Raw genomic sequence first — 25866 nt, 5'->3', positions numbered from 1 at the left:
GCCCATGAATAGCTTTGCGCAACCGCTCAAGAGCAACGCCCCGCTGATCAACCGCGACCGCCTGTGGCAATCCCTGATGGACCTGGCCCAGCTCGGCGCCACGCTCAAAGGCGGCGTGTGCCGCCTGGCCCTCACCGACGTCGACCGCCAGGCCCGCGACCTGTTTGTGCACTGGTGCGAGGCCGCCGGATGCAGTGTCAGTGTCGACGCCATCGGCAATATTTTTGCACGCCGCCCTGGGCGCAACCCGGCCCTGCCCCCGGTGATGACCGGCAGCCATATCGACACCCAGCCCACCGGTGGCAAGTTCGATGGTTGCTACGGGGTGATGGCCGGTCTGGAGGTGATCCGCACCCTGAACGACCTGAATATCGAAACCGAGGCGCCCATCGAAGTAGTGGTCTGGACCAACGAAGAAGGCTCGCGTTTTCCGCCGTGCATGATGGGTTCCGGGGTGTTTGCCGGCAAGTTCGACCTGCAGGACACTCTGCACAAGCTCGACGACCAGGGCCTGTCGGTGGGCGCCGAATTGCAGCGCATCGGCTATGCCGGTTCACGGGCGGTACTCGGTCACCCGGTGGGCGCGTATTTCGAGGCGCATATCGAGCAAGGCCCGGTGCTGGAAGACCAGGCCACCACCATCGGCGTGGTGATGGGCTGCCTGGGCCAGAAGTGGTTCGACCTGACCCTGACCGGCGTCGAAGCCCACGCCGGCCCCACGCCGATGCACTTGCGCAAGGACGCCCTGGTAGGCGCCGCCGAGGTGGTCAGCGCGGTCAACCGCATCGCCCATCAGCAGCAGCCCCACGCCTGCGGCACCGTCGGTTGCCTGAACCTGCACCCCGGTTCGCGCAACGTGATTCCCGGCCAGGTGCACATGACCATCGACCTGCGCCACTTGCACGCCGACACGCTGCAAGCCATGGTCGATGAGGTGCGCGGCGTGATCGAAGCCACCGCCCAGCGACACGGCTTGAGTTTCGAGCTGACCGCCACCGCCGACTTCCCGCCACTGGACTTCAACCCGGCCTGCGTCAACGCCGTGCGCGATGGCGCCGCTGCCTTGGGTTTGAGCCATATGGACATCGTCAGCGGTGCCGGGCATGACGCGATTTTCGTCGCCGAACTCGGCCCGGCCGGAATGATTTTTGTGCCGTGCGAAGGCGGCATCAGCCACAACGAAATCGAAAACGCCGCGCCGGATGACCTGGCGGCGGGCTGCGCTGTATTGCTGCGCGCCATGGTGAATGCGGCGCAGGGGGATCTGGCATGAGTGAAATCGCTGATTTGACGGCAGTCCGGCTGCTGGCGCACTACCGGGACAAAACCCTGTCCCCGGTGGAGGTGACCGAAGACACGCTGCTGCGCATTGAGCGTTACAACCCCGTGGTAAATGCCTACTGCCATGTCGACCCGGAGGGCGCATTGAAGGCCGCACGGGCATCCGAACAGCGCTGGCTCAAGGGCGAGCCCTGCGGTGCACTGGACGGTGTGCCGTCCTCAATCAAAGACCTTACGCTGACGCTCGGCATGCCCACCCGCAAAGGCTCGCGCACCACCTCCGACCAAGGCCCGTGGGACGTGGACGCACCGTTCCCGGCCTTCATGCGCAAGGCCGGCGCGGTGCTGCTGGGCAAGACCACCACCCCGGAATTCGGCTGGAAAGGCGTCACCGACAACCCGCTGTACGGCATCACCCGCAACCCCTGGGACACGCGCACCACGGCGGGCGGCTCGTCGGGCGGCGCAGGTGCGGCGGCGGCATTGAACCTGGGCGTGCTGCACCAGGGCAGCGACGCAGGAGGCTCGATCCGCATTCCCTGTGCATTTACCGGCACCTTCGGCATCAAGCCGACCTTCGGTTATGTGCCGCAATGGCCGGCCAGCTCCATGACCATTCTGTCGCACCTGGGGCCGATGACCCGCACCGTGGAAGACAGCGTGCTGATGCTGCAAACCATCGCGCAACCGGATGCACGGGACGGCTTGATCGGCGCGCCGCGAGCCACGCCATGGCTGACGCCGGGTACGGATCTGAAAGGTTTGCGCGTGGCCTACAGCCCAACCTTCGGGTATGTGGATGTCGACCCGCAGGTGGCCAGGGTGGTTGCGCAGGCGGTCGAGGGCCTGGTGCAACTGGGCGCCCAGGTCGAGCAGATCGACCCGGGGTTCAGCGACCCGCTGGAAGTCTTCAGCACTTTATGGGCAGCCGGCGCGGCGCGCTTGACCAGCGCGATGAGCGATGCGCAAAAGCGGCTGCTGGACCCCGGGCTGTTGCGTATCGCGCAACAAGGCGCAGCGTTGAGCCTGCGCGACTTCAACGACGCCCTCGAAGCGCGTGCGGCACTGGTGGCACGGATGGCCGCATTCCATGAGCATTACGACGTACTGGTGTCGCCGATGATGCCGATCACCGCGTTTGAGGCGGGGCACAACGTGCCGCCGGGTTCGAGCTTGCAGGAGTGGACGCAGTGGACGCCGTTTACTTACCCCTTCAACCTCACCCAACAACCGGCGGCGTCGGTGCCGTGCGGGCTGGCGGCGAATGGCTTGCCGGTGGGGTTGCATGTGGTGGGCGCGCGGTTTGCCGATGAGCAGGTGTTGCGGGTGTGCCAGGCGTACGCCAAGGCGTTCCCCACCGAGCACGTGCAAGCCCCAAAAACCCCGACCTGAAATACACTCCCCTATAGGAGCGGCTTGCCGGCGATGGCGTCGTGTCAGACACCCCACGCGTCACTGACACACCGCGATCGCCGGCAAGACCGCGTACCCACGATGCGAAGCGAGCCGCTTTTGATCTTAGGCGCCCCGTCAAACACGCTGGCCGTAATTCGACAGGGATTTGGGGGTAAACCGGCAGGGATGCCGGTTTAGCCGCCCCGCGCCATGGATGGCGCGTGGCGGCGGCCCCCAAATCACTGTCGGATTACGGGCACACCGAGCCTAGGCGAGGTGCCGAGTGTTGGGGCAAGAGCGTTTTGCTTACTTTTGCGCTTTTCAAAAGTGAGCCGCTGTAAAAGCGGAACCAATAGCAGCCGATACCTAAATAACGGATATGTACACCGCACCTCCGCCTTCGCGAGCAAGCCCGCTCCCACAGTTGGATCGCGGGGCTACAGTTCGAGTGTGGTCGGCTGTCAGGCAGCCTTCGCAGGCAAGCCAGCGCCCACAGTTTCGACCACATTCCATTACACTGTCCCCATTCATCCCCGGGGGCTTCATGGACATCGAACTGGCACGCACCTTCCTCGAAATCACCCGCTGCGGCAGCCTGGCCGCAGCGGCCGAGAAACTGCACGTTACCCAGACCGCCATTACTGCCCGCGTGAAAAACCTTGAGAGCCAACTGGGCAGCACGCTGTTCATCCGCAATCGCGCCGGTGCACGCCTGACCGCCGACGGCGAGGCCTTTGTGGTGTACGCCAACCAGCTGCTGCAAACCTGGGAGGCCGCCAAGCGTGACCTGCCGCTGCCCGATGGCTATCGCAATGTGCTGCATATCGGCGGTGAAGTAAGCCTGTGCAACCCGCTGATGCTGGGTTGGGCCCAGGCCCTGCGTGAACATATCCCGGGGCATGCACTGCGTACCGAAGTGCGTGAAGGCGACTACCTGCTGCGCCAACTGGAGCTGGGCGTGCTCGATGCCGCGCTGGTGTTCCAGCCGCAGTACTGGCCCGGCTTGCAGGTGGAGCAGGTGCTGGAAGAAAAACTGATTCTGGTGCAACTGGTGAGCAAGCCGGCCCCCTACGTCTACATCGATTGGGGCCCGGGCTTTCGCCAGCAGCATGACGCGGCCTTACCCGACCGGGCCCGCGCCGCGTTGAGTTTCAACCTGGGGCCGCTGGCCTTGCAGTACATCCTGGAGAATGGCGGCGCCGGGTATTTCCGCACGCGGGTGGTACAGAGCTACCTGGACAGCGGCGTGATGCAGCGCGTGGCCAAGGCGCCCGAGTTCAACTTCCCGACGTTTGTGGTGTATTCACGGGCGCGGGATTCGGCGGTGTTGCAACAGGCGCTGGGGTTGCTGCGCGACGTGGTCAAGGCTGAAACCGACTGGTCGCAACGCTGGGACCCGCTGATTTGAAGCAACAATACCCGCCGCGCATGCTAGCCTGCGGGTGTTTCCTTTCGCAGCCTTACCGATGAACAAGAAAAAGTCCGTCACCATCAGCGACATCGCCAAACGGGTCGGCATGACCACCATCACGGTGTCCCGCGCACTGAGCAAACCCGACCTGGTCAAGCCGGCCACCCTGGCACGCATCCTCGAAGTGGCGCGGGAGATGGACTACGTGCCCAACGCCTTCGCCCGCGGGCTCAAGCGCAGTGAAAGCCTGATCATCGGCGTGATCACCGCGTCCGTGGACAACCCGTTCTACAGCGAAATGATCAAGGCGATTTCCCGCGAGGCCAAACAGCACGGCTACACCATCATGCTGGTGGACACCGATGAGCTGGAAGAGCTGGAAAGCAAAGCCGTGGATACCCTGTTGGGTTACCGCGTGGCGGGGATCATCCTGTCGCCGGTCTCGGATGAGCCGAGCTACCAGCCCGACTACCTCGAACGCCTGGGCAACGGCAAAACCCCGGTGGTGCTGCTTGATCGCACGCTCCATGACAGCCCGTTCAGCCGCGTGGTGCTCGACAACTACCACAGCGGCATCCAGGCCGCGCACTACCTGCTGCGCCAGACGCCTGCGCTCAAGCGCCTGCTGGTGCTCACCGGTCCCGAGCACTCACGCATCACGGTGGAGCGCCTAAAGGGCCTGCGCGAAGTGCTGGCCGAACATCCCCAGGTGCAGGTCGAAGTACAGGCCGGCGACTACACGCTGATGCCCTCCTACCTGCACACCCTCGACTACCTGGCCGAGCACTCGGCGCCGGACGCGATCATGGGTTTCAACCAGTTGATCACCCTGGGCGCCCTGCGCGCACTGCGCATGCACAACATCCCCCACGACAGCCTGACGATCTGCGGCATCGACCGCCTGCCCTTCGCCGATATCTTCGGCGTGCCCATCGCCTGCGTGGCCCACGATGCGTCACTGGCCGGCAGCAGTGCGGTCCGCCTGCTGCTCGATCACCTCGAAGACCCGTACAAACTACGGGATAAGGTGGTGATCGCCGGCCAGCTGGAAAACGGCTAGCGGCTGGTGTAGCCGCCGTCGATGGGCAGGCTGACGCCGCTGATCATGCTGGCGGCGCTGCTCAGCAGGAACAGCACCGGCAAGGCCACTTCTGCGGTTTCGGCAAAACGCCCAAGGGGAATGGCCGCCAGCGCCGGATCGCGCTTGGCCGGGTCGGACCAGGCCATGGTCGCCATCGGCGTGAGGGTGACTGTTGGGTTGACGCTGTTGACGCGAATGCCGAAACGGCCCCACTCGGCGCACTGCACGCGGGTGATCGCATCCAGCGCAGCCTTGGAGGCGCAGTAGGCCAGGTGATCGTCCAGCGCCACCAACGAGGCTTGGCTGGAGACGTTGACGATGCTGCCGGCGATTTGCGCTTCGATCATTTTTGTCGCGACACGGCTGGCCACCTGGGCGGCGGCGCGGGCGTTGACCTGCATCACCTGGTCGAAGGCCTTGGCGCTGATCGCGATGGCGGGTTCCAGGCGCGAGATGCCCGCGCAGTTGACCAGGCCGTGCAGCGGCGGCAGGTCCTGCAGGGCGGTGTCGAGGGCGACGCTGTCGGCGATGTCCAGACACAGGGCGTGGCAGCCGAGCTGGGCCAGGGCCTGCGCGTCGCGGCCCAGGGCGAAGACTTCAGCGCCGCTGGCGATCAGTTGCAGGGCGATTTCGCGGCCAATGCCGCTGCTGGCGCCGGTGACGAGGATGCGCTGGTGGGTGAAGTTGAAGGTGGTGGTCATGGTCACTATTCCATAGACAATGAAGATCCCTGTGGGAGCTGGCTTGCCTGCGATAGCGCAGTGTCAGCCAGCTCATTCGCCACCGGTACACTGCCATCGCAGGCAAGCCAGCGCCCACATTGGGTGGTGTTGAGTCAGGTGGTTTGCAGGTTATGCATGATCGGTTTCAGCGCCGGATACAGCTTCAGGTATTCGCCAAACGCACGCTCATACGCCTCGACATTTTGCGCATTCGGCTCAGCCCGCAACGCCAGTTGCACCCAGCCCTTGTCCATCTCCCCGTCACTCACCAACCCCACTGTGTGCGCGGCCAGCAACGCCGCGCCGAGTGCCGCTTCCACCTCCTGCACGATGGTGTACACCGGGTACCGCGTAACGTCCGCGATGATCTGCATCCACAGGTCCGAATGGCTCGCGCCGCCCACCACGATCAAGCGTGGGTCCAACGAGTGCGCGCCACGAGTGCCCGCCTCGATATTGTGGCGCAGGGCAAAACTCACCCCTTCCAGCACGGCGCGGTACAGGTGGATGCGGCTGTGGTAGAGGTTCAACCCGACAAAACTGCCACTGGCGCGGTCATCCCATACCGGGCTGCGTTCGCCCATCAGGTAGGGCAGGAACAGCAAGCCTTCGCTGCCCGCCGGGATCTGCCGGGCGCGCTGTTCCAGCAACACCAGGCTGTCCTGCCCGCTGGCTTTGGCCTGTTGCTCTTCGGCCTGGCAGAACTGCTCGCGAAACCAGCTCACCGACGCGCCGGCGGTGATCGCACCGCCGAAGATGTAGAGGTCGCGGTGACCGTTGTAGACGTGAGGAAAACTCACCAGCCCGTGACGCGCATCCACGTGCTGGTTCAGGTAACCCCAGCACATGCTGGTGCCGATCATCGCCACATGGTTGCCCGGCTGCGTAACGCCCGCCGCCAGGGTCGCCATGGCCGCATCCACGCCGCCCGCCAGGATCGGCGTGCCGGTCTGCAGGCCCAGGCGCGTGGCCCAGTTATCCAGCAGACCACCCACCACCTCACCGGAATGCACCAGGCGCTCGGGCATCATCGCCAGCGGTATGCCCAGCGCGTCGAGCATCTCGCCCGACCAGCCGCGCGCCGCCACGTCATACACCCCGCCGATATTGCCGGCGCTGCTATGGTCCACCGCCAACTCCCCGGTGAGGCACCAGTTGATATAGCTGTTGGGCGGCAGCAGGTAGCGGGTGTTGGCCCACACCTGTGGCTGGTGCTGCTTGAGCCAGAGCATCTTGGTGAAGCCGTAGTAACTGTCCACCGAGTTGCCGGTGACCGCGTACAAGCGCTCCAGGTCCACATGCTCACGCACCCACGCCACCTGCTCGCCGGCGCGGCGGTCCATCCAGATCAGGCACGGGTGCAGCGGTGTGATCTGCGCGTCCACCGCAATCCCCGAGCCGCCATACAGGCTGCTGATGCACAGCGCCTTGACCTGCTCCGCCGCCACGCCGGCCTTGGCCATGCACTGCGCCACGCAGGTCTCGACGGCATCCAGCCAGACCTGCGGCCATTGCTCGGCCCAACGCACTTTCGGGGTATCCACGCGATACCCCTGGCTGTGCTGGGCGATGATCGTGCCTTGACCATCCACCAGCAGCGCCTTGGTGCTCTGGGTTCCTATATCGACCCCCATTACGTATTCCATAGATCAGACCACCGGCTTCAACAGCACCTTGATCGACTTGGTCGAGTTGGCCAACTCAAACGCTTCGGCAAAGTTATCCAGCGGAAAATCATGGGTGACAATGCCTGTGGAGGTCACCAGGCCGCGCTCGAACAGGTCGATGGCGATCGGGTAGCAATACGGCCCCAGGTGCGCGCCACGTACGTCCAGCTCCTTGCGGTCGCCGATGATCGACCAGTCGACACTGGTCTCGGCGCCGAACACGCTGAACTCGACAAAACGCCCGAGCTTGCGGATCAGGTCCAGGCCCTGGGTCACGCCGGCCGGTACGCCGGTGGTCTCGATGTAGACGTCACAGCCATAGTTGTCGGTGAGGCCGTTGATGATTTCACGGGCGTTGTCTCGGGACGGGTTGATCACCACATCGGCGCCGAACTTCTTCGCCAGCTCCAGGCGTTCGTCGACCATGTCGATCACCACCAGCTTCTTCGGGGTCTTCAACGCGGCAACCTGGACCATGCACAGCCCGAGGGTGCCGGCGCCGGCGATCACCACCACGTCGTCGAGCTGGATATCACCACGGTTGACGGTATGGATCGAACAGGCCATCGGCTCCACCAGCGCCGAGTCTTCCAGCGACACCGACTCGGGAATCTTGTGCACGATGGCGGTCTTGGGGATGCGCATGTACTGGGCCATGCCGCCTTCGGCCACTTCTCGCTGGAAGCCGAAGATGTTGTGCACTTCGCACATCCAGTACTTGCCGGATTTGCAGAAACGGCACTTGCCGCAGGGCACGATCTGCTCGGCGATCACCTTGTCGCCTACCGCGACTTCGAAGTGCTCCTCGGCGCCCTCGCCCGCTTCCACCACATAGCCGAAAAACTCGTGCCCCGGCACCACCGGCGCCTTGACCCACGGGTTGTCGCCGCCCCAGAACATCGCAGCGCCGGAGTGGCATTTGCAGTCACTGGCGCAGATGCCACAGGCGGCGATACGGATCACCAGTTCGTTGGGACGGGCCTGGGGTTTGCCGATGCGTTCCAGGCGATAGTCTTTGGGGCCGTGGCAAACGACGGCTTGCATGTCGGTGTACTTGTCCATGGTGTTCGGTCCTGTCTTGAGTTTATTTATGGCGCTGACGGCTGATAAAGATCGCCAGCAAAATGATCCCGCCCTTGATCACGCTCTGGACGTAGGGCGAGACCCCGAGCATGTTCAGTCCGTTATTGAGTACGCCGAGCAGCATGGCGCCGAGCAAGGTGCCGACGATCACGCCGCGCCCACCGGCAATCGACGCACCACCGAGTACCACGGCAGCAATCGCATCCAGTTCGAACGACACGCCCGCATTCGGCTGGCCGCTCATCAGGCGTGAGGTGAGTACCAGCCCGGCAATTGCCGCCGTCAGGCCGCTGATGCCGTACACCAGCAACTTGAAACGCGCTGCACGCACGCCGGACAGACGCACCGCTTCTTCATTGCCGCCAATCGCGTAGATGTAGCGACCGATACGCGTGTGCTGCAGCAGCACATAGGCCGCGGCGTAGGTGACCAGCATGATCAGGATCGGCACTTCAATACCGAACAGGCTCTGGCGCCCGAAGAAACCGAACCACTCCGGCAGCCCGGAAATCGGGTAGCCGTCGGTGTACATCAGGCCCAGGCCACGGGCGATGCCCATGGTCGCCAGGGTGACGATGATCGGCGGCATGTGCAGGTAGGCGACGAACAGCCCGTTGCCGATGCCGAAGGCCACGCCGATCAACATCCCTGCGCCAATTGCAAGGCCGGGCGGCAGGCCCGCGACCATCAACCCGGCCGTGAGCGTGCCGGACAACGCCATCACCGGCCCCACCGACAAATCGATGCCGCCGGTGAGAATCACGCAGGTCATGCCCACCGCGATAATTGCGTTGATCGACACCTGGCGTGCGATGTTCGACAGGTTGCTGGTGGTCAGGAAGGTGTCGCTGGCAAGGATCATCACCAGGGTCACCACCACCAGCCCCACGAACGGATAGAACGCCGGCGAGCGCACCAGCCGCGCCAGGTTCAGGCGCAGCCAGCTGTTATCGCCGGTACTAATGGACGTATTCACTTGAGCCCCCTGTTGCATGGCGCATGACCTCTTGAGGATTGACGGCGGACGCTTCCAGCAGCTTGACGATGGCGCCCTTGTGGAACACGGCGACGCGGTCGCACATGCCGATGATTTCCGGCAACTCGGAGGAAATCATGATGATTGCGTAACCCTGTTCGGTGAGGCGGCGCATCAGCGCGTAGATCTGCGCCTTGGCCCCCACGTCGATACCACGGGTGGGTTCATCGAACACCAGCACGTCGCAGTGGTGGTTGATCCAGCGTGCGATCACGACCTTTTGCTGGTTGCCGCCGCTGAGGTTGAACACCCGGCTTTCGCTGCTCGGGGCTTTGATCGACAGTTGCTTCATCAGGCCTTCGACGCTGGCGCATTCGCGGGTCTTGTCGATCAGGCCCGAGGCGTTCTGGTATTTGGGCAGGTTGTTCAGCGAGATGTTTTCACGGATGCTGAAATCGGTGATCAGCCCTTCGCTCTTGCGGCTTTCCGGCAGCAGGCCGATGCCATGGGCCAGGGCCTGAGCCGGGTCGTCGAGGCTGATTTTTTCGCCGCGCAGCCACACGTCTTTGCTCACCGACGGCAGCGCGCCCATCATGCCCAACGCGAGTTCCGTACGCCCGGAACCGACCAACCCGGCAAAGCCGAGAATCTCGCCCTTGTGCAGTTGGAAGCGGTTGTGCGGGCCGTTGCGTACCAGTTGGATGTCCTTGACCTCCAGCAACAGCGGGCCGCGTGCGCTGGTCGGCTTGGGTGGAAAACTGCATTCCAGGCGACGCCCGACCATCATCTCGACCAGGCGGTCGATGTCGCTGTCGGCCACGTCTGTGACGCCTACATTGCCGCCGTCGCGCAAGACGCTGATGCGGTCACACACCTGGAAAATCTCCTCCAGGTGATGGGAGATAAAGATCACTGCCACGCCCTGGCGCTTGAGCTCGCGCATGATCTCAAACAGCAGCTCGGCCTCGCTCGGCGTCAGGGTTGCGGTGGGCTCATCCAACACCAGCAGGCGCGCATCCAGGGCCAGGGCCTTGGCGATTTCGACAAACTGCTGTTCGGCCACACTCAAGTGCTTGACCGCGCATTGCAGGTCGATGGTCACGCCCAGGCGCTTGAACAGAGCCTGGGACGCCTCGACCATTTCGCGCTTGCGCAGCAGGCCAAAGCGGTTGCTCAACTCGTGGCCGAGGAAGATGTTTTCCACCGCCGTGAGGTAGGGAATCAGGCTGAATTCCTGGAACACGATGCCGATGCCGGCGGCAATCGCATCACGGTAGGTCGCGAAGTGCTGCGCCTGGCCGTCGATCAGGATCTGGCCTTCGTCTTGATGCTCGACGCCGCCGAGGATTTTCATCAGGGTCGATTTTCCCGCGCCATTTTCCCCGAGCAGGGCATGGATCTCGCCGCGCTCGACTTGCAGGTTGATCGACTTCAGGGCCTGTACGCCCGGGTACCGCTTACAGATGTTTTCCAGCTTGAGAAGACTGCTCATACCGCCGACCTCGTATTCAGAAGGATGACCTGGGCCCCACGAATTGCGTGGGGCCTGGGTGATTTACCAGCTGAAATCCTTGGCCTTGGCCTGGTCGATCAGGGTGATGTCCACCGGAATCGTGGCAGGCACTTGCGAGCCCCACTTCTTGGCCAGGGCGATGCCCAGGGCGAGGCGAATCTGGTCACGCGGGTATTGGGCCGAGGTGGCGATGAATTTGCTGCCGGGCTTCTGGATCGCCTTGATCGCTTCCGGCGCGCCGTCGACGCTGACCAGCTTCACGTCCAGGCCGCTGGCTTCGATGGCCGAGAGCGCACCGAGCGAGCCGTTGTCATTCACGCTGAAAATGCCCTTGAGGGTCGGCTGGGCCTGCAGCATGTTTTCGGTGACGGTCAGCGCCTGGTCACGTTCCTGCTTGCCGTTCTGGATGCTCACGATCTTGATGTCCGGATGCTTGGCCACAGCTTCCTTGCAACCGCGCACGCGCTCCAGGATCGGCACCACGGCGATGCCGTCGAGGATGGCGATATTGCCCTTGTCGCCGATGTGCTTGGCCAGGTATTCACAGGCCTGGAAACCGGCGTCGAAGTTCTTCGAGCCGACGAATGAGTCCAGCGGCCCCTCCGCCTGGGCATCCACCGCCACCACCACGACACCGGCGGCATGGGCGGACTTGACGGCCGATTGCACGCCGACCGAATCGGTGGGGTTGATCAGCAGGATATCGATGCCTTTTTGCAGCATGTCTTCCACATCACTGACCTGCTTGGACACGTCGTGGCGGGCGTCGGTGATGATCAACTTCGCACCGATACTCGCGCCCGCTTCTTCGAGGGCGTTTTTCATGGTGACGAAATAGGGGTTGTTGATTTCCTGGAAGGACGCGCCGATGCGGATCGGTTTGGCAGCGTCGGCAAAGGCTGGGGAAACGGTGCCGAGGGTGATGCTTACAGCCAATAAACACAGGGTTTTCGGGAGAATTTTCATGGCGTGGGTCTCTGTTTTGTTTTTATTTTTAGAGCAAATGTTATCGTTAACATTTTGCGAGAAGCTAGCAAGGAAATGAGGGGTGTGCAAGCCCCCACTGGTCGCTTCGGGTTACGCGGTCAATGTGGGAGCTGGCTTGCCTGCGATGGCATCCACGCGCTGTGCCTGATACCGCAAGGTGTCTGCATCGCAGGCAAGCCAGCTCCCACACCGGTTTCATGCGCAGCGCAAAAACTCGCACATTCCCCACCACCAACTAAGCTCAGCCTCCAACAAAAAAACACCGAGCAGCCTGCCATGCCCCGCCCCACCGAGACCTTTAGCGGCCGTTACGACCTCGGGCTGTTTGCCGGGTGCAGGCTCCTGGGATATTTACTTTACGAAGTGTTTCACGCCTGCAAGCACCTGCCTGCCGAACATCCGGTGGCGCGCCTGCCGTGGCTTCGCCAGATGTACCGATTGCATGCCCTGCACCACCGTCGCGAGCTGATGCAGGGGCGCAATTTCAATATCGTCCTGCCGCTGATGGATTATCTGTTCGGCACCCTGCACTGGGAACCGCGCCCCAACGACAACCAGGAATCGTCATGAGTATCCGTCCAAGAAAACTGCGTCATCTGATGTTTGTGTTGCTGCTTGCAGTGATCGCTTTTCTGTTGCTGATGCCCACCAAGGTGCAACCGGTGAACTGGGTACCGCCCAAGGCGCCCTCGATGACGGACGGGCTTTACGCCGAAAACCAGCGCCTCAAAGGCGTACAGAAAATCGGCGCCCAAGACATCCCCGGCCCCGAGGCCCTGTTGCTGGATGCCCAGGGGTTTCTGATCAGCGGCCTGCATGACGGGCGGATCATCCGCACCTCCCCCGACAGCCGCAGCCTGGAAGTGCTGGCCAACACCGGCGGGCGCCCACTGGGCATGGCGCTGCACCCGGATGGGCGGTTGATCATTGCTGACGGGGTCAAGGGCCTGCTCGCGCTGGATACCCGTCGCCAGCTCACATCGCTGAGCACCGCCGCCAATGGCGTGCCCTTTGGTTTTACGGATGATGTGGCCGTGGACGCCGCTGGGCGCTATGCCTACTTCAGCGATGCGTCGAGCCGCTGGGGGTATGGCCAGGATGGTGAGGCGGTGATCGAGCATGGCGGCGATGGCCGGCTGCTGCGCTATGACTTCAACAGCGGCACCACCGAGGTATTGCTGGAGCAGCTGCAATTCGCCAATGGCGTGGCCCTCGGCCCGGACGAAAACTACGTGCTGGTCAATGAAACCGGCGCCTATCGCATCAGTCGTTATTGGCTCAAAGGCGAACGCGCCGGCCAGCACGACCTGTTTATCGACAACCTGCCGGGCCTGCCGGATAACCTCAGCTTTAACGGCGAGGACCGCTTCTGGGTCGCACTGTACTCGCCGCGCAACCCCTTGCTGGACAGCTTTGCCGGCTACCCGCTGCTGCGCAAGGTGATGGTGCGGGCACTGATGGTGGTGCCCAAGCCGATCGAGCGCAAAGCCTTTGTGCTGGGGCTGGATACCAAGGGCAAGGTGATCGCCAATTTGCAGGATGGCAGCGCCGGCAACTACTCGCCGATCACCACCGCCCGGGAGTATGGCAACTGGTTGTACCTGGGCTCGCTCAAGAGCACCAGCATGGCGCGCCTGCCATTGGCATTGGCACTGGAGCCATAACGCAAAAAGGGCATACAGGCGCGAGGCCTGTATGCCCTGGAGTCTAACGCGTCAGTTCGTTAGGCCTTGGTGCTGCTCAGCAAGGTCTGCGTGCACAGGTGGCCAAAGCTCACATACGGAACATTGTCCCCACCGACGCCGATCCCTGGATACTCCAGCACTTCCATACGCCACACGCCGTAGTTGAACTGGGTACGCCAGGTGTTGTTGTAGCCTTGGGCGTAATCGACAAAGGTGGTCTGGAAATCACCGGAGCAGGTGCCCACATTGATGGTGCCGGCGGCCTCGCCGGAACTGTCGGTGGCAGCCGAATATGCCTGGTAAACGATGTCGCCATTGTCCGGGTCGATACGCTGGTCAAGGAAGACAATCGGGTGCAGCCCCACCAGCGGCATGCCAGTGCTGTCCGACAAGCCCATCTTCCAGGTCAGGTTCCGATAGGCTTGAGTGGTCATGTAGCCGTAACCCACATCGGAAGCCGAAGACGGGATGCGGATCACGCTCGGCTCGCCTTTCACATCCGAGGTATTGATGCGTGGGTTGGAGCCAAACGACAGGTTGTATTTACCCGTCGCACTCCAGGCGGCATTCGGGTTCGGACGCACACGCAACTTGACCACACCGCCAACGCCCGGGTTGGAGACCGAGTCCGACTTGAGGGTCGGGTCCACCACGACCCACTGGCTTCCATTCAGGCGTTCCAGGATCCACTGGTTGCGGGCATCGGCCGTCAACGCAAAGCCCACGCTCTGGCCACGTACGGCCTTGAAGTCGAAGTAGTCGACATCATTGACGCTGTCCGCGTTGCCGCTGAGATAGTTGAGCGTGTCCGGCAGTTGGAAAGCCGTGTCCGGCGTGTCATTGGGCTCGAATGCATCGAGATTGGCGTCAACCGCCACCCCGAACTGGAAACTCGATCCCTGCACCGCCGCATTGGCCTCCATGAACCAGTAGTAATCACCGGCCGGCAGCACACCACTGAGGCTTTCATCGCCAGTACCCGGGTTATCGGAAGTGCCCAGCGGAATCGGGTTGCCCTGGCCATCGTCCTGGAACAGGGTCAACGACATATTGGTGCCCGCCGTCTGGCCGACCAGCAGCGCGTTGATCCGGGCCTTCTGCGGCAGGTTGAAGTGGTAGCACAGCAAGTCGCCGGTCTGCACACCATTGACCGTGTACAGCTGGTTCACATCCAGGGTGGTTTCACAGCCCTGCACCAGCGCCGCCTGCACGGCGCTCGCCTGTTGGGCGTCGGCTTTCGTAACCTTAGTCACCGGAGCTGATGCCGTGCGGTTTTCCACCCCCAAACCGGCCTTGGCCTTGGCGGCAACCACAGGTTTCTTCAGTTGCTGTTTCAGCGCCGCAGAAGCCTTGGTAGCGGGCACATTACCAGCCGCTTTGAGGGTTTGCTTGATGGTCGGTTGCGCCGCTTGCGCAGCCAGATGAGGGTATTGCTCGGCGAGGGCAAAGCCCGAAACGAAGCAAGTGGCCGCCATGGCCGCGCCCAGCATAAAGGCTTTTTTCGATTTCATTTTTTATCCATCCATAGTTAAAAAGTGAAGCTCAGGTGACATCCGGTCACCTGGGATGGAATGTAGAATATTACTGGATGGATGTACAGTATTTTTTCGAAAAAATATCCTCAGGAAAAGAAGGCACCTCTAGAGCCAGGTACACCAATAGCCCCAGCTGATAGCCCAGGTCATCGCAAGGCGATAGGGCCACACGGCCCAACGCTTGAGTGATAACGGAATGGCGGCCAATTGCGCCTCAGTCACAAAGCCTTCTTTCAAGGAGCTTTTTGAATGGGCGAGGATATCAATGATCAGACACATCAGATTAAAGCGCCGGTTTCTCCCCCAGAGTTGTTTACGCTTACGAACCTCCGGGTTTTCACTGAAGTAACTTTCCAGCTCCTCGAATTTTGTACGTCCGGCAAAAAGCAACAGTCCCACCACGGCGAAGGTTCCAACAATCATCACAACGGTGTAGACGAGAAAAAACGACATCGTTAAGCCCCCTCCGGTTGAAAGATCAAATCACCATCAATCTCTATGATCTTGCCGCCCAGAAACGCACCGCCATTGCCGATTTTGCTGCCTCCATAATACCCACCCGCAGCACCACCGATAATTGCGCAGGTCAGAGCACCGCTTCCTCTAGTCGCGACACCTAAAAAAAGTTGCATGCACGACGAGTTAGCTTAGCGCCGAAAAAACCTCCACCAGCAGCGCCCACCACCCCACCCGCCAACCTCCCCGTCTCCACATACTTCGCCCTCCTGCACTGCGCCTCCCGCCCCGTCACACATGCCTCCTTGATTTCCAACCCTGCATTCCCCACATCCAACGCCAACCCCACATAAGTCCCCTTGCCCAACCACTTCGACATCTGCGCGATCTCGCGAATCCGCTTGGCGTACCCTGCGATCTCGCCTTTATGCAGATAACTCTTGGTCGAAATCCCCAGCACCTTTTTCAACGATTCATTGCCCTGCAACCCCGTGCCAAACCGTGCCGCGCCGTGCAATTGCAGCTCCAACCGGCGGAACAATGCCTGGCGTTGCTGAATAAATGCTTCCCGGTCCAACCCGCCGCCTTTGAGCCGCTGGTGCAACCGCTCCACGTCTTCCAGCGTCTGCGCCACCTCATCCAGGTGCCGCGCCCACGCCGAAGTCGCACTGCCGATGCCAATCGAGCCATACGTCAGAAAGCTCTGCAGCAGGTCATAGTTGTCGATCACCGCCGCGCCGGCCGCTGCCTGCATGTCCAGATTGCGACGAACGTCTTCGGCATGGCGCATCAACCAGGCTTCTTCAAATGAACACCCCACGCTGTAGGGGTCGGGAATAATCACCAGTTGCCCGGGCGCCACCAGCCCCGGGCGCAGGTGGCGGTTCAGCACATCAAAATGGTCCGAGCGCTGCTGGCTCAATGCGCTGCCCATCGCACGTTTTTTCAGACTGGTGTAGTCCGTCATGTGGTCATTGATATAACTCTGCGCCATGCCTTACATCCGGGATGCAAACAAGATGGCGTCGAAATATAAGCAAGCGAACCCGGTCCGGACACAAGTCCGGGGGGCCGAAATCACATTTGGGAATTAACCTACTTGATTGAGAACAAGCGCCTACAGAAACGCACTCAATACCCGGTCATCTCCAGGTAACCCACCCCACCCTCGAACTGCACCGGCCCTTCCCAGTAAGGAATACTCAGGTTCATCCAAGCGTTCGGGTTGACGGCCTGGGTGGTGATATCCAGCTGTTTGCCGGGAATTTTCAGCGACCAGCGCGTAGGAATATGGCGCCCATCGATAACAGTGGTTTGCAGCGGCGCCAGTTGGATATCGGCGTTATGCAGGGTCTGGGTACGGCCTTCGCGGTCGATCCAGGTGCCGGTCAGGTACGACGCGCCATCGGTTTGCCGTACACGAAACAGCATCAATTGCTCACCACGGTCCAGGTGCAGCGAGAACCAGTCCCAACCGCTCTGGGTGGCGCCCAGGGGTTGGCTGCTCCATTCGCGGTCGAGCCAGGCGGGGCCGCTGACCTGGTAGGTGTTGCCGTCGAGGGTGACGCTGCCATTGGCGCTGAAAAACGGCTGGCTGTAGTAGTACGACGCCTGGCCCTGGTCGGATTTACGGCTGTAGCCGCCCTCGCCCTGCAGCACCAGCGGGCGGCTTGAGGTCAGGTGCAAGTCGTAGGCGAAGTGCGCACCGCCGGCCTTGAGTTGCATGTCCGCCAACGCACTTGGGCTACCGGGGCGGGTGGCGAAATTCCAGTCATCGATCCAGGCATTGAACGGCACCGCCTGGGCTCCCGCCTGGCCGACGCCGCCACGGGCGTAACGCTCGGCGGCGTAGTGGCGCGTGGCGGAGGTGACGGCGGCGTGGCCGAGCCAAATCGTCGCGTCCTGCCAGCCGGTATGTTCGGGCCCGGCCTTGAGGGCATTGCGAAACAGTGTCCATTGCACCCCGAACACATTGCCCTGGGCATCCTTGAGGTTGGCGGTGACGTACCACCATTCAATGCGAAAACCGGCGTGCGGGCCATGGTCCTCGGGAAAACTGAAGAGTTTGCCGGGGACCACCTGGGCAAAGTCCGCCGCGTCACTGCCCAGGCCGGCGAAGCTCGCCTGTGGCGCGGGTTGTTGGTCACATGCGCCCAGTAACAGCAAAACAGCCCACAGCAGTGATTTAATCTTCATGGGCAAAGGTCCTCAACAAATCCGCCGGGCGGCTGCGATACAACTGCCACAGCGGCCAGGCCGACGCCAGCAACGTGGCCAGCAGCGCCAGCCCCAACAACTGCGCAAGCTGCCATGGGAACACCTGCAACGGCAGGCGCCAGCCAAAGGCCTGCACATTGATCACCACGTCCAGGCACCACGCCAGCAAGAGGCCCAGGGGTAAGGCGAGGACCAATGTGAGCACCGCCAGCAGCCAGGTCTGCCCCAGGTTCAGCAGCATCAATTGCCGTCGCGTCACCCCCAACGCCCACAACGGTGCGAGTTGGCCCAGGCGGCTTTGGCTCTGGGTCAGCAGGCTGATGAACAGCGCCACGCCAGCCACGCCGAGGGTGAGGCTGTTCAGCGCGGCAGTCGCAGCGAACGTGCGCTCGAAGACCTGGCTCGACCAGCCCTTGAGCTGCTGCTGATCAACAATCCGGCTGTCTTCCAGAGCAAATGCGCGCTGCACCTCACGCACCAGCGGCGCCACATCGGGCGGCGCGACCCGCAGGTTGAAGCGCGCCGGTGACAACGTCGGCCAGTGGGCCAGCAGGTGCGTGGCGTTGACCAGCACGTGGCCCTTGGGGTTGCCGTAATCGGCGTAAATTCCGACCACCGTGGGTGCCCACACACCTTGCGGCGTAGGAATGCTCAGCGTATCGCCGAGCTTTACGGCCAGGCGCCGCGCCAGTTGTTCGCTGAGCATCAGGCTGTCGTTTTGCTGCAACTGGTCCCAGGGCGCGCTGGCTGCTTCCAGCAACGGCCAGTGCTGGCGATAGGTCGGGTCATCGACCACGCCAAACACGTCCGCCGGCCAGCCCTGCAATTGCACGGCGACCTGCCAGGTGGGCAGCACGGTTTGCACCAAGGGTTGCTGGGCCAGCCAGGTGCTGAGTTGCTGCGCCTGGGCCGGGGTCTGCGGGTTGAGGTACAGCTCGGCGGTGAGGCGTTGTTCCAGCCAATTGTTGAACGTGTGGCGAAAGCCCGACGTCATCGAGCCCGCGCCGATATTCGCGGCCAGGGCCAATAGCAACGCCATCAGGGCCAGGCTCAGGGCCGGCAATTGCTGGCGGCAGTCGGCGAGAAACCATTGGCCCAGCACCGAACGGCTGCGCCCCAGCACGGCCTTGAGCAAGGCGTTGAGCAGCACCGGTAAACCGAGGGCAGCCCCCAGCAGCAACGCGGCCATCAGTACAAACCCGGCAGCCAGGCTGTCCCCCCGCCATAGCGCCAGCAGCGCGATCAGCAACGCCGTGCCCGCCACCCAGCCCTGACGCCGCAACCAGCGCCCATGGGCTTCGTGCCAGGCCTGCGCATTGGCCAGTGCCAGCAACGGCAAACGCGCCGCCCGCCACACGCTGCTGGCGCCAGCGAGCAAGGCGCCGAGCAGGCTCAAGCCCAGCCCCGCCAACCACCACCATGGGCTCAGGCTCAATTGCCCCGGTACCTCGGCGCCATACAGGCCGCGCAGGCTGGCGGCGACATCCGGCAGCAACAGGCTGGCCAGCAGGTAACCACTGGCCACGCCGAGCACGCCGCCCAGTAACGACAGGGCGCCCAGTTCCACCCCGAGGCTGAGGATCAGCATCCGCGCACTCACCCCACAGGCGCGCAAGGTGCGCAACAGCCCGCGCCGCTGTTCCAGCGCCAGGCCGATGGCGGCGTGCACGATAAACAGCCCCACCACAAAGGACAGAAAGCCCAGCGCATCGAGGTTCAGGTGAAAGCTCTCAGTCAGGCGCGCCAGGTTATTGTCCTGCGCCTGCTTGAGTTGCAGTTCGGCCGGTGGTGTGGGATGGCCGGCTGCGAAAGCCTTGTCCACCAGCAACCGCGACAGGCGCCCGGGCATGCCCAGCACCGGTTGGGCAAAGCCGATATCGGTCAGCAGCAGGCCGGGCGCCATGTCTTGTTGGATGTGCAGGGGCGGCAAGCGCTGCCCGCTCAGCGTCACCGGCTGTTCACCCTCCTGCAGCCCCAGAGCCTGCAAGGTTTGCGGCGCGATCCAGGTGCGCCCCGGCGGATCAAAGAAGGCAAGCATTTGCGCCTGGCTCAAACGCTGCCCCGCCACCGTGCCGCTGCCGGGCAACGACACCGGGTCGATCCCCATCAATTGCAGGCGCACCTCTTCCAGCCCTTTGAGCTGCACCCGGCCCTGGACCACCGGCGACACCGGCCAACCGGCGCGGCGCAGTTCGGCGAACAGGGCTTGCGGGAAACTTGCACCGTCGGGCGCACTGAGACTGGCCTGAGGTTCGCCGCCGATCAGTTGGCTGGCGCGGGCATAGCTGTCACGCGCCTGGCTGTTGAGCGCCTGCACCCCGGTCAACAAGGCGGTGGCCAGCCACAGCCCGGTCAGCACGCTGAAAAACTGCACCGGATGGCGCCGCCAATGGCTGAGCAGTGCGCGCAGCGCCCAATAAAACACCCTCATGTAGAAACGACCTGACCACGCTGCAACACCACCTGCTGGTCCAGGCGGGCAGCGATGCGCGGGCTGTGGGTGACCATCAACAGGCTGGTGGGGCTGTCGCGCAGCAGGTCGAGCAGCAGTTGCAGCACCTCGTCACTGGTGGCTTCATCGAGGTTGCCGGTGGGCTCGTCGGCCAACAGCAAGCCCGGGCGCGAAGCCAGCGCCCGCCCTACCGCCACCCGCTGCTGCTGACCGCCGGAGAGTTGTTCCGGGTAACGCTTGAGCAAATCGCCCAGCCCCAGGCGCTCCACCAGTTGCGCCTGCCATTGGGCATCGAAGCGCCCCGCCAGGCGGGCCTGGAAGGCCAGGTTGTCGTCGACGCGCAAGCTGCCGATCAGGTTGAACTGCTGAAACACCAGGCCGATTTCGGTGCGTCGCCAGTGGGCCAGTTGGGCTTCGCTCAGTTGTTCAAGACGCCGCTCACCCACCTGGATGCTGCCGCCATCCACCCGGTCCAGCCCCGCCACCAGGTGCAACAGGGTGCTCTTGCCACTGCCCGACTCGCCCATCAACGCCAGGCTGCTGCGGGCGGCCAGGTGCAGGTCGACACCGGCCAGCACCGCCAGTGGCCCCTGAGGGGTGGCATAGCTTTTGAAGACACCTTGCACCTGCAACATGTGAGCGCTCGTTTGAGGAGTGACCATCGAGAATAACGGCTGCCGATCAAGGCCACGCAAATTTTTCACATGGATTTCACCGGTTGCCCACTCACCGCGCTTTAAATTACCGGCCAAGCGTCACTTGTCGGCAACTTGTTAGTTGCCACAGCTGACAACTTTTTAACTGCAACATGTTCAGCGAAAAGACAGCCGCCCTGTGACAGCCTCTGGCGTTACTGTGGGCATTCGCCAACACGTTGCGCCGAATTAGTACAACACTGCCCACAGTGCCCATGGTGAATGAATTGGTTGACCTTACCCTGACCAAACCACGCTTGCGCCGGGGCTTCTTCAAGCGCTTGCCGGCTCTCTGGCTGGGGATTGTCGTGGTGGCATTGCTGCTCACCGCCAGCCTGTTCTGGCCTGCATCACCCCGCGACCTGGGTGTGGGCAATCGCCTGCTGACCTCCGAGGTTCTGCCGCTGTGGCGCGACGGTGACCTGATCGTACTGGTGCGCCACGAAGAGCGCTGCGACCGCTCGACCAACCCCTGCCTGGGACCGGTCGAGGGCCTGACGACAAACGGCAGCCAGCACGCGGAAAACCTCGGCAAAGCCTTTAAAACACTGGGTATGGACACCAGCGACGTACTCGCCAGCCCGGCCATTCGCACCGCCCAGACCTTACGCTTCATGTTCGGTAAAAACGAGCTGACCTCGGGCGAGAAAGCCGTCTGCGGCACGGCCATGGGTGAAGAACTGCTCAGCCACAAAACCCCGGGACGCAACCTGGTATTCATCACCCACAGCGGCTGCATTGCCGACTTCGAAACCACCCTGGGCTATCCCCACGCAACCTTCCCCGAGTACGGCAGCGCGCTGTTCGTGCAGGTATTGCCCAACGGCAAGTTCAAGACCCTGGGTATCGTGAACAACCCCGACTGGCCCAACGTACTCAAGCAACTTTAAGTAGTTAGCGCCCGCCGCCACGGCTTATGTTCAGCAAAAAGACAGCCATGTTCTGGCATGTTTAATTGCGCCTTTTAATTAAGGACGTTATGAAATCTTTCTGTCATCCAGTGAACGCTTTGATGTTTTCGGCTATTACTTCATTACTTCCAGAGCCCGGTTTTAAACGTCAAGGAGCGACGTTGTGATCACTCGATTTAACCCGCTGGTGGTATTACTGCTGGCCATCGCCACGTTTTATCTGCTGCCCCTGGGCCTGCATGGTCTGTGGATCCCCGACGAAACCCGCTACGCCCAGATCAGCCAGGAGATGCTCCATAGCGGCGACTGGGTGGCGCCGCACTTCATGGGCGTTCGGTATTTCGAAAAACCCGCCGCCGGTTATTGGCTGATCGCCCTGGGCCAGGCCGTGTTTGGCGAGAACCTGTTCGGGGTGCGCATCGCTTCGGCCCTCACTACCGGGTTGAGCGTATTGCTGGCTTACGTGGTGGCCCGCCGCCTGTGGCACGACCCGCGCAAAAGTTTCGCCTGCGCCCTGCTCTACCTGAGCTTTGGCCTGGTGGCCGGGCAAGCCGGGTATTCCAACCTCGACCCGCAATTTACCTTGTGGGTCAACCTCAGCCTGGTAGCCCTGTGGTTTGCCCTCGACAGCACGCGTACACGCGAGCGTCTGGGCGCCTGGGCCGTGCTGGGTGCGGCCTGCGCCATGGGCTTTTTGACCAAGGGCTTCCTGGCCTGGGCGCTGCCGGTGCTGATTGCCGTGCCGTACATGCTCTGGCAACGGCGCCTGGGCGAGTTGCTGCGCTACGGCCCGGTGGCGGTAGGGGTAGCGGCGCTGCTCTGCCTACCGTGGGCGCTGGCGGTGCACCTGCATGAACCGGACTTCTGGCGCTTCTTTTTCTGGAATGAACACATTCGCCGTTTCAGCGCCGACGACGCCCAGCACGTACGGCCATGGTGGTTCTTTTTGCCGATCATGGCCGTGGCCTGCCTGCCCTGGGCCGGCTTGCTGCCCAACACGCTGCACAAGACCTGGACCGAAAAACGCCAACCGTCAATCGCCTTCCTGGCCCTGTGGCTGCTGCTGCCGCTGGGCTTCTTCAGCCTGAGCAACGGCAAGCTGCCGACCTACATCATGCCGTGCCTGCTGCCGCTGGCGCTGTTGATGGGGCATACCCTGAGCGACCTGCTCCGCGAAGGCCGCGCCCGCACGATCTGCCTCAACGGCCTGTTCAACTTCGTGATCGGCCTGGCGGCCATGATCGGCCTGATCTACCTGCAAATCGCCAGGCCGCTGTACGGCAACAGCCATGCCGAGATGTTCAGCCTGTCGCTGGCGTTTATCGTGCTGCTGGTGTGGGTGCTCACCCACCTGCTGCAAGCGTTTCGCCCGCTGACGTTGTGGGCAACGCCGGTGTTGGGCATCGGCGTGCTGGTGGTCCTGCTGCCCTGCAGCATGCCGGCGCAAATCGCCGACAACGAAATGCCCGATCAGTTTGTGCTCGAGCATCTGGAGGAGTTGCAGCACACCCACGCGCTGCTGAGCAATGAACTGGGGAGCGCCAGCGCCATGGCCTGGCGCCTGAAACGCGACGACGTGGCCTTGTATGACACCGAGGGCGAGTTGCGCTACGGCCTGCAATACGCGGGTGCGGTAAAGCGCAAAGTCGAGTTGGAGCAGGTCCAGGACTGGCTCAAAGAAGCACGCCAGCACGGCTCGGTCGGCGTGCTGCTGCGGGTCAACAGCACCAGTGAAATGCGCGAGGCCGGGCAACTGCCGCCGGGCGGCAAACACTACTCAAGGGTTACCTGGAACTGATCCTCTACCCGCCGCTACCCTGATCAGCAAGGCTTGCTCTTGCCGGGCTCAAGGGCTTCGCCCGGCGGCGCGACGCCGAGCCCCGCCAGCTGTTCCTGCACCGCCCGCCCCTCAGCGCGATTGCGGATAAACCCGGCGCGGGTAAAGCGCTCCAGGAACGGTACAGGCAAGGTTTTATCAGGCGTGGTCGGCGGGTGTTCGGCCACATCGCCAAACAGCGTGTAGGCCGCGCTGGGCAGGTGCCGGGGGTTGATGTCGCTGGTGATGCGGCCTGCCTGCAGGACGATAGCGCGGTTGGTCACGCGTTGCAGGTCGGACAAGCGTTGCGAGATATACAGAATCGCCACACCGCGTGCACGCTGGCTGTCGATCAGCCCCAGCAGGCGTTCGGCATCGGCTTCGGACAGCGCGGCGGTGGGCTCATCGAGAATCAGCAGTTTGGGCTGCAGGGCGAACGCCCGGGCGAGTACCAACCGTTGTCGATCGGCCTGGCCCAGGCGCTCTACCGGAAGCTGCAACGGCAACTCCAGGCCCAACCCGGCGGCGATTGCCTCAGCGCGTTGCAGCAGGCTTTTGCGGTTGAGCAGAAAGTCCGCGTCGGGCTGGCCCAACTCATCGAGCAACAGGTTTTCCGCCACGCTCAGGCCCGGCGCAATCGCATCATCCGGCCGTTGGTGCACCGCCACAATCCCTACCCGGCGCGCCGACAACGGCGAGGTGAAGCGTTGTCGCTGCCCCTCTACCCACAGCTCGCCGGCATCCGGCGCCAGGCTGCCGCTGAGGATCTTCACCAGGGTCGATTTACCTGCCCCGCCGGCCCCCAGCACTGCCACCCCCTCACCCGGGTAAATATCCAGGTTGACCTGATCCAGTGCACGCTGGGCACCAAAGGTCTTGCACAGGCCCAGCAGGCGGACCAGAGGCTCGGGGGCAACAAGGTTGCTCATGGCTAATCTCTAAGGCGCAACGATGACTCATTACACTGTACGGCGGCGATGATTTATGCCGTACAACAATGAGTTAGGTTGCGAATTAAAGGCATTACCTCAGGAACAATCCAATAGCTGAATCGCATAGCAAAAAGTTTTCGGGTTATAAGCGCTTAGCCAGCAGCGCGTTGAATGCGTTGAGCACCGCGTCGGGCTTTTCCAGCATCAGCTGGTGGCCACAGGCTTGCAGCACTTGGAAATCGGCATTCGGCAACTGCCCGGCCAACGCCTCGCCGCCGCTGGCGGGGGTCAGGCCGTCGCTGTCACCCGCCAATACGCTGACCGGCAACACCAGGCTGGGGATCTGCTGCGCGTCCGGCCATTGCGCATGCCTGGTCAGGGCCTTGAACATGTACAGGCGATTGCGCTCGGTGAGTTTTTCCTCATAGGCCACCAGCGCCGGGTCGGCCGAGGCGTGCCAGGCGCGCTCGCGAAAGCCCTTGGCCAGGACCGGGCGTAGCCACTCCAGAATCCACGCCGGCAATGACATCAACCCACCACCGACGGCAGGCCGGTACAGCTGAGTGCCCAGCAGCAACGCCGCCTCAATCGGCACCGTCGGCCGTGCCAGCAACGCACTGAGGCTCAGGCCGGTGCCGAAGGAGTGGGCGATGATCAGGTTACGCGCAGCGGCGTAGTGCTGCAGGATCGCCAGGTAGTCCGCCACCAGTTCGGCCCAGGCGTAAGCGGGATCGTCACGCGGCTGCGGGCTTTCGCCATGGCCCAACAGGTCCCAGGCCACCAGGCTGTAGCCTTCGGCCTCAAGGGCTTGCCATTGGAGGCGCCATTGGTCCTTGTTGCCGCCGGCGCCATGGCAGAAAAACACCACGGTGTCGGGCTGGGTGGTGCCCACCTGATGGGCAATGCTCAGGCGGCGCCCGGGGCGAATCTCCAACAGCTCGCCACGTACTACCGGCAGGTCAGTAAACATAAACAGCACATTCCTCGATAAATAAACTCGGTCGACTGTGGGAGCGGGCTTGCTCGCGAAAGCGGTGTGCCAGTCGCCGAA

19 protein-coding genes and 3 pseudogenes are annotated in these 25866 nt (G+C 62.7%); 8 read left to right on the top strand and 14 right to left on the bottom strand.

Annotated elements, in window-relative coordinates; translation table 11 throughout:
* Positions 1–4: 4 nt before the first annotated feature.
* From LRS56_07200 to LRS56_07185, 4 genes are all read left to right on the top strand, one after another.
* Positions 5–1273, top strand: coding sequence for a Zn-dependent hydrolase (locus LRS56_07200; GenBank protein WDU64275.1), 1269 nt, complete (start codon positions 5–7; stop codon positions 1271–1273).
* Positions 1270–2673: an amidase gene (locus LRS56_07195; protein WDU64274.1), complete on the top strand. Its 1404-nt coding sequence runs from the start codon at positions 1270–1272 to the stop codon at positions 2671–2673. The genes LRS56_07200 and LRS56_07195 overlap by 4 nt, the downstream gene beginning before the upstream one ends.
* Positions 2674–3220: 547 nt before the next feature.
* Positions 3221–4084, top strand: a complete 864-nt coding sequence (locus LRS56_07190; protein ID WDU64273.1) for a LysR family transcriptional regulator — start codon at positions 3221–3223, stop codon at positions 4082–4084.
* 58 nt (positions 4085–4142) lie between these two features.
* On the top strand, positions 4143–5147 hold the full coding sequence (locus tag LRS56_07185; GenBank protein ID WDU64272.1) for a LacI family DNA-binding transcriptional regulator: 1005 nt from the start codon (positions 4143–4145) through the stop codon (positions 5145–5147).
* Here LRS56_07185 and LRS56_07180 read toward each other — a convergent pair.
* The 6 genes from LRS56_07180 to LRS56_07155 all read right to left on the bottom strand — a co-directional run bounded on the left by LRS56_07180 (position 5144) and on the right by LRS56_07155 (position 12095).
* Complete coding sequence (locus LRS56_07180; protein WDU64271.1) at positions 5144–5869, bottom strand: SDR family oxidoreductase; 726 nt, start codon at positions 5867–5869, stop codon at positions 5144–5146. The genes LRS56_07185 and LRS56_07180 overlap by 4 nt on opposite strands.
* 134 nt (positions 5870–6003) lie before the next feature.
* Positions 6004–7536, bottom strand: coding sequence for an FGGY-family carbohydrate kinase (locus tag LRS56_07175; protein ID WDU64270.1), 1533 nt, complete (start codon positions 7534–7536; stop codon positions 6004–6006).
* Positions 7537–7539: 3 nt separating this feature from the next.
* Positions 7540–8619, bottom strand: a complete 1080-nt coding sequence (locus LRS56_07170) for an alcohol dehydrogenase catalytic domain-containing protein (protein WDU64269.1) — start codon at positions 8617–8619, stop codon at positions 7540–7542.
* A 22-nt stretch (positions 8620–8641) separates the two neighbouring features.
* On the bottom strand, positions 8642–9634 hold the full coding sequence (locus LRS56_07165) for a ribose ABC transporter permease (GenBank protein ID WDU64268.1): 993 nt from the start codon (positions 9632–9634) through the stop codon (positions 8642–8644).
* Positions 9600–11108, bottom strand: coding sequence for a sugar ABC transporter ATP-binding protein (locus LRS56_07160; protein WDU64267.1), 1509 nt, complete (start codon positions 11106–11108; stop codon positions 9600–9602). The genes LRS56_07165 and LRS56_07160 overlap by 35 nt, the downstream gene beginning before the upstream one ends.
* 63 nt (positions 11109–11171) lie before the next feature.
* Positions 11172–12095, bottom strand: coding sequence for a substrate-binding domain-containing protein (locus LRS56_07155; GenBank protein ID WDU64266.1), 924 nt, complete (start codon positions 12093–12095; stop codon positions 11172–11174).
* A gap of 339 nt (positions 12096–12434) precedes the next feature.
* On the opposite strand from LRS56_07155, the pseudogene LRS56_07150 reads away from it, so the two are divergent.
* Both LRS56_07150 and LRS56_07145 read left to right on the top strand, forming a co-directional pair.
* A pseudogene (locus LRS56_07150) lies at positions 12435–12686 on the top strand (sterol desaturase family protein).
* Positions 12683–13780 carry an SMP-30/gluconolactonase/LRE family protein gene (locus LRS56_07145; GenBank protein WDU64265.1) on the top strand — a complete coding sequence of 366 codons (1098 nt, stop codon included), beginning with the start codon at positions 12683–12685 and terminating at the stop codon, positions 13778–13780. Before LRS56_07150 ends, LRS56_07145 begins: the two are co-directional and overlap by 4 nt.
* 59 nt (positions 13781–13839) lie before the next feature.
* Here the strand turns inward: LRS56_07145 and LRS56_07140 are convergent, their stop codons facing one another.
* The 6 genes and pseudogenes from LRS56_07140 to LRS56_07115 all read right to left on the bottom strand — a co-directional run bounded on the left by LRS56_07140 (position 13840) and on the right by LRS56_07115 (position 21096).
* Positions 13840–15312, bottom strand: coding sequence for a hypothetical protein (locus tag LRS56_07140; protein ID WDU64264.1), 1473 nt, complete (start codon positions 15310–15312; stop codon positions 13840–13842).
* A 129-nt stretch (positions 15313–15441) separates the two neighbouring features.
* Positions 15442–15789: a hypothetical protein gene (locus tag LRS56_07135; GenBank protein ID WDU64263.1), complete on the bottom strand. Its 348-nt coding sequence runs from the start codon at positions 15787–15789 to the stop codon at positions 15442–15444.
* A gap of 2 nt (positions 15790–15791) precedes the next feature.
* Positions 15792–16786: pseudogene (locus LRS56_07130) on the bottom strand (hypothetical protein).
* Between the two features lie 137 nt (positions 16787–16923).
* Positions 16924–17988, bottom strand: coding sequence for an iron ABC transporter permease (locus LRS56_07125; protein ID WDU64262.1), 1065 nt, complete (start codon positions 17986–17988; stop codon positions 16924–16926).
* Positions 17978–20440, bottom strand: a complete 2463-nt coding sequence (locus tag LRS56_07120) for an FtsX-like permease family protein (protein ID WDU64261.1) — start codon at positions 20438–20440, stop codon at positions 17978–17980. Before LRS56_07120 ends, LRS56_07125 begins: the two co-directional genes overlap by 11 nt.
* Positions 20437–21096 carry an ABC transporter ATP-binding protein gene (locus tag LRS56_07115; GenBank protein ID WDU64260.1) on the bottom strand — a complete coding sequence of 220 codons (660 nt, stop codon included), beginning with the start codon at positions 21094–21096 and terminating at the stop codon, positions 20437–20439. Before LRS56_07115 ends, LRS56_07120 begins: the two co-directional genes overlap by 4 nt.
* A gap of 275 nt (positions 21097–21371) precedes the next feature.
* Between LRS56_07115 and LRS56_07110 the strand changes: the two genes are divergently transcribed.
* Together LRS56_07110 and arnT are read left to right on the top strand one after the other, a co-directional pair.
* A complete protein-coding gene (locus tag LRS56_07110; protein WDU64259.1) occupies positions 21372–22046 on the top strand; it encodes a histidine phosphatase family protein in 675 nt (224 codons plus the stop codon).
* 187 nt (positions 22047–22233) lie between these two features.
* Positions 22234–23888: pseudogene (gene arnT, locus LRS56_07105) on the top strand (lipid IV(A) 4-amino-4-deoxy-L-arabinosyltransferase).
* Here arnT and LRS56_07100 read toward each other — a convergent pair.
* Together LRS56_07100 and LRS56_07095 are read right to left on the bottom strand one after the other, a co-directional pair.
* Positions 23889–24812 carry an ATP-binding cassette domain-containing protein gene (locus tag LRS56_07100; protein ID WDU64258.1) on the bottom strand — a complete coding sequence of 308 codons (924 nt, stop codon included), beginning with the start codon at positions 24810–24812 and terminating at the stop codon, positions 23889–23891. It abuts the pseudogene before it with no gap.
* A gap of 145 nt (positions 24813–24957) precedes the next feature.
* Positions 24958–25785 carry an alpha/beta hydrolase gene (locus tag LRS56_07095; GenBank protein WDU64257.1) on the bottom strand — a complete coding sequence of 276 codons (828 nt, stop codon included), beginning with the start codon at positions 25783–25785 and terminating at the stop codon, positions 24958–24960.
* Between the last annotated feature and the right edge of the window lie 81 nt (positions 25786–25866).

Source organism: Pseudomonas poae, from assembly GCA_028869255.1.
GTDB classification, from domain to species: domain Bacteria; phylum Pseudomonadota; class Gammaproteobacteria; order Pseudomonadales; family Pseudomonadaceae; genus Aquipseudomonas; species Aquipseudomonas poae_C.
The sequence above is the reverse complement of the archived record's forward strand: the minus strand, read 5'-3'. Positions and strand labels throughout refer to the sequence as shown.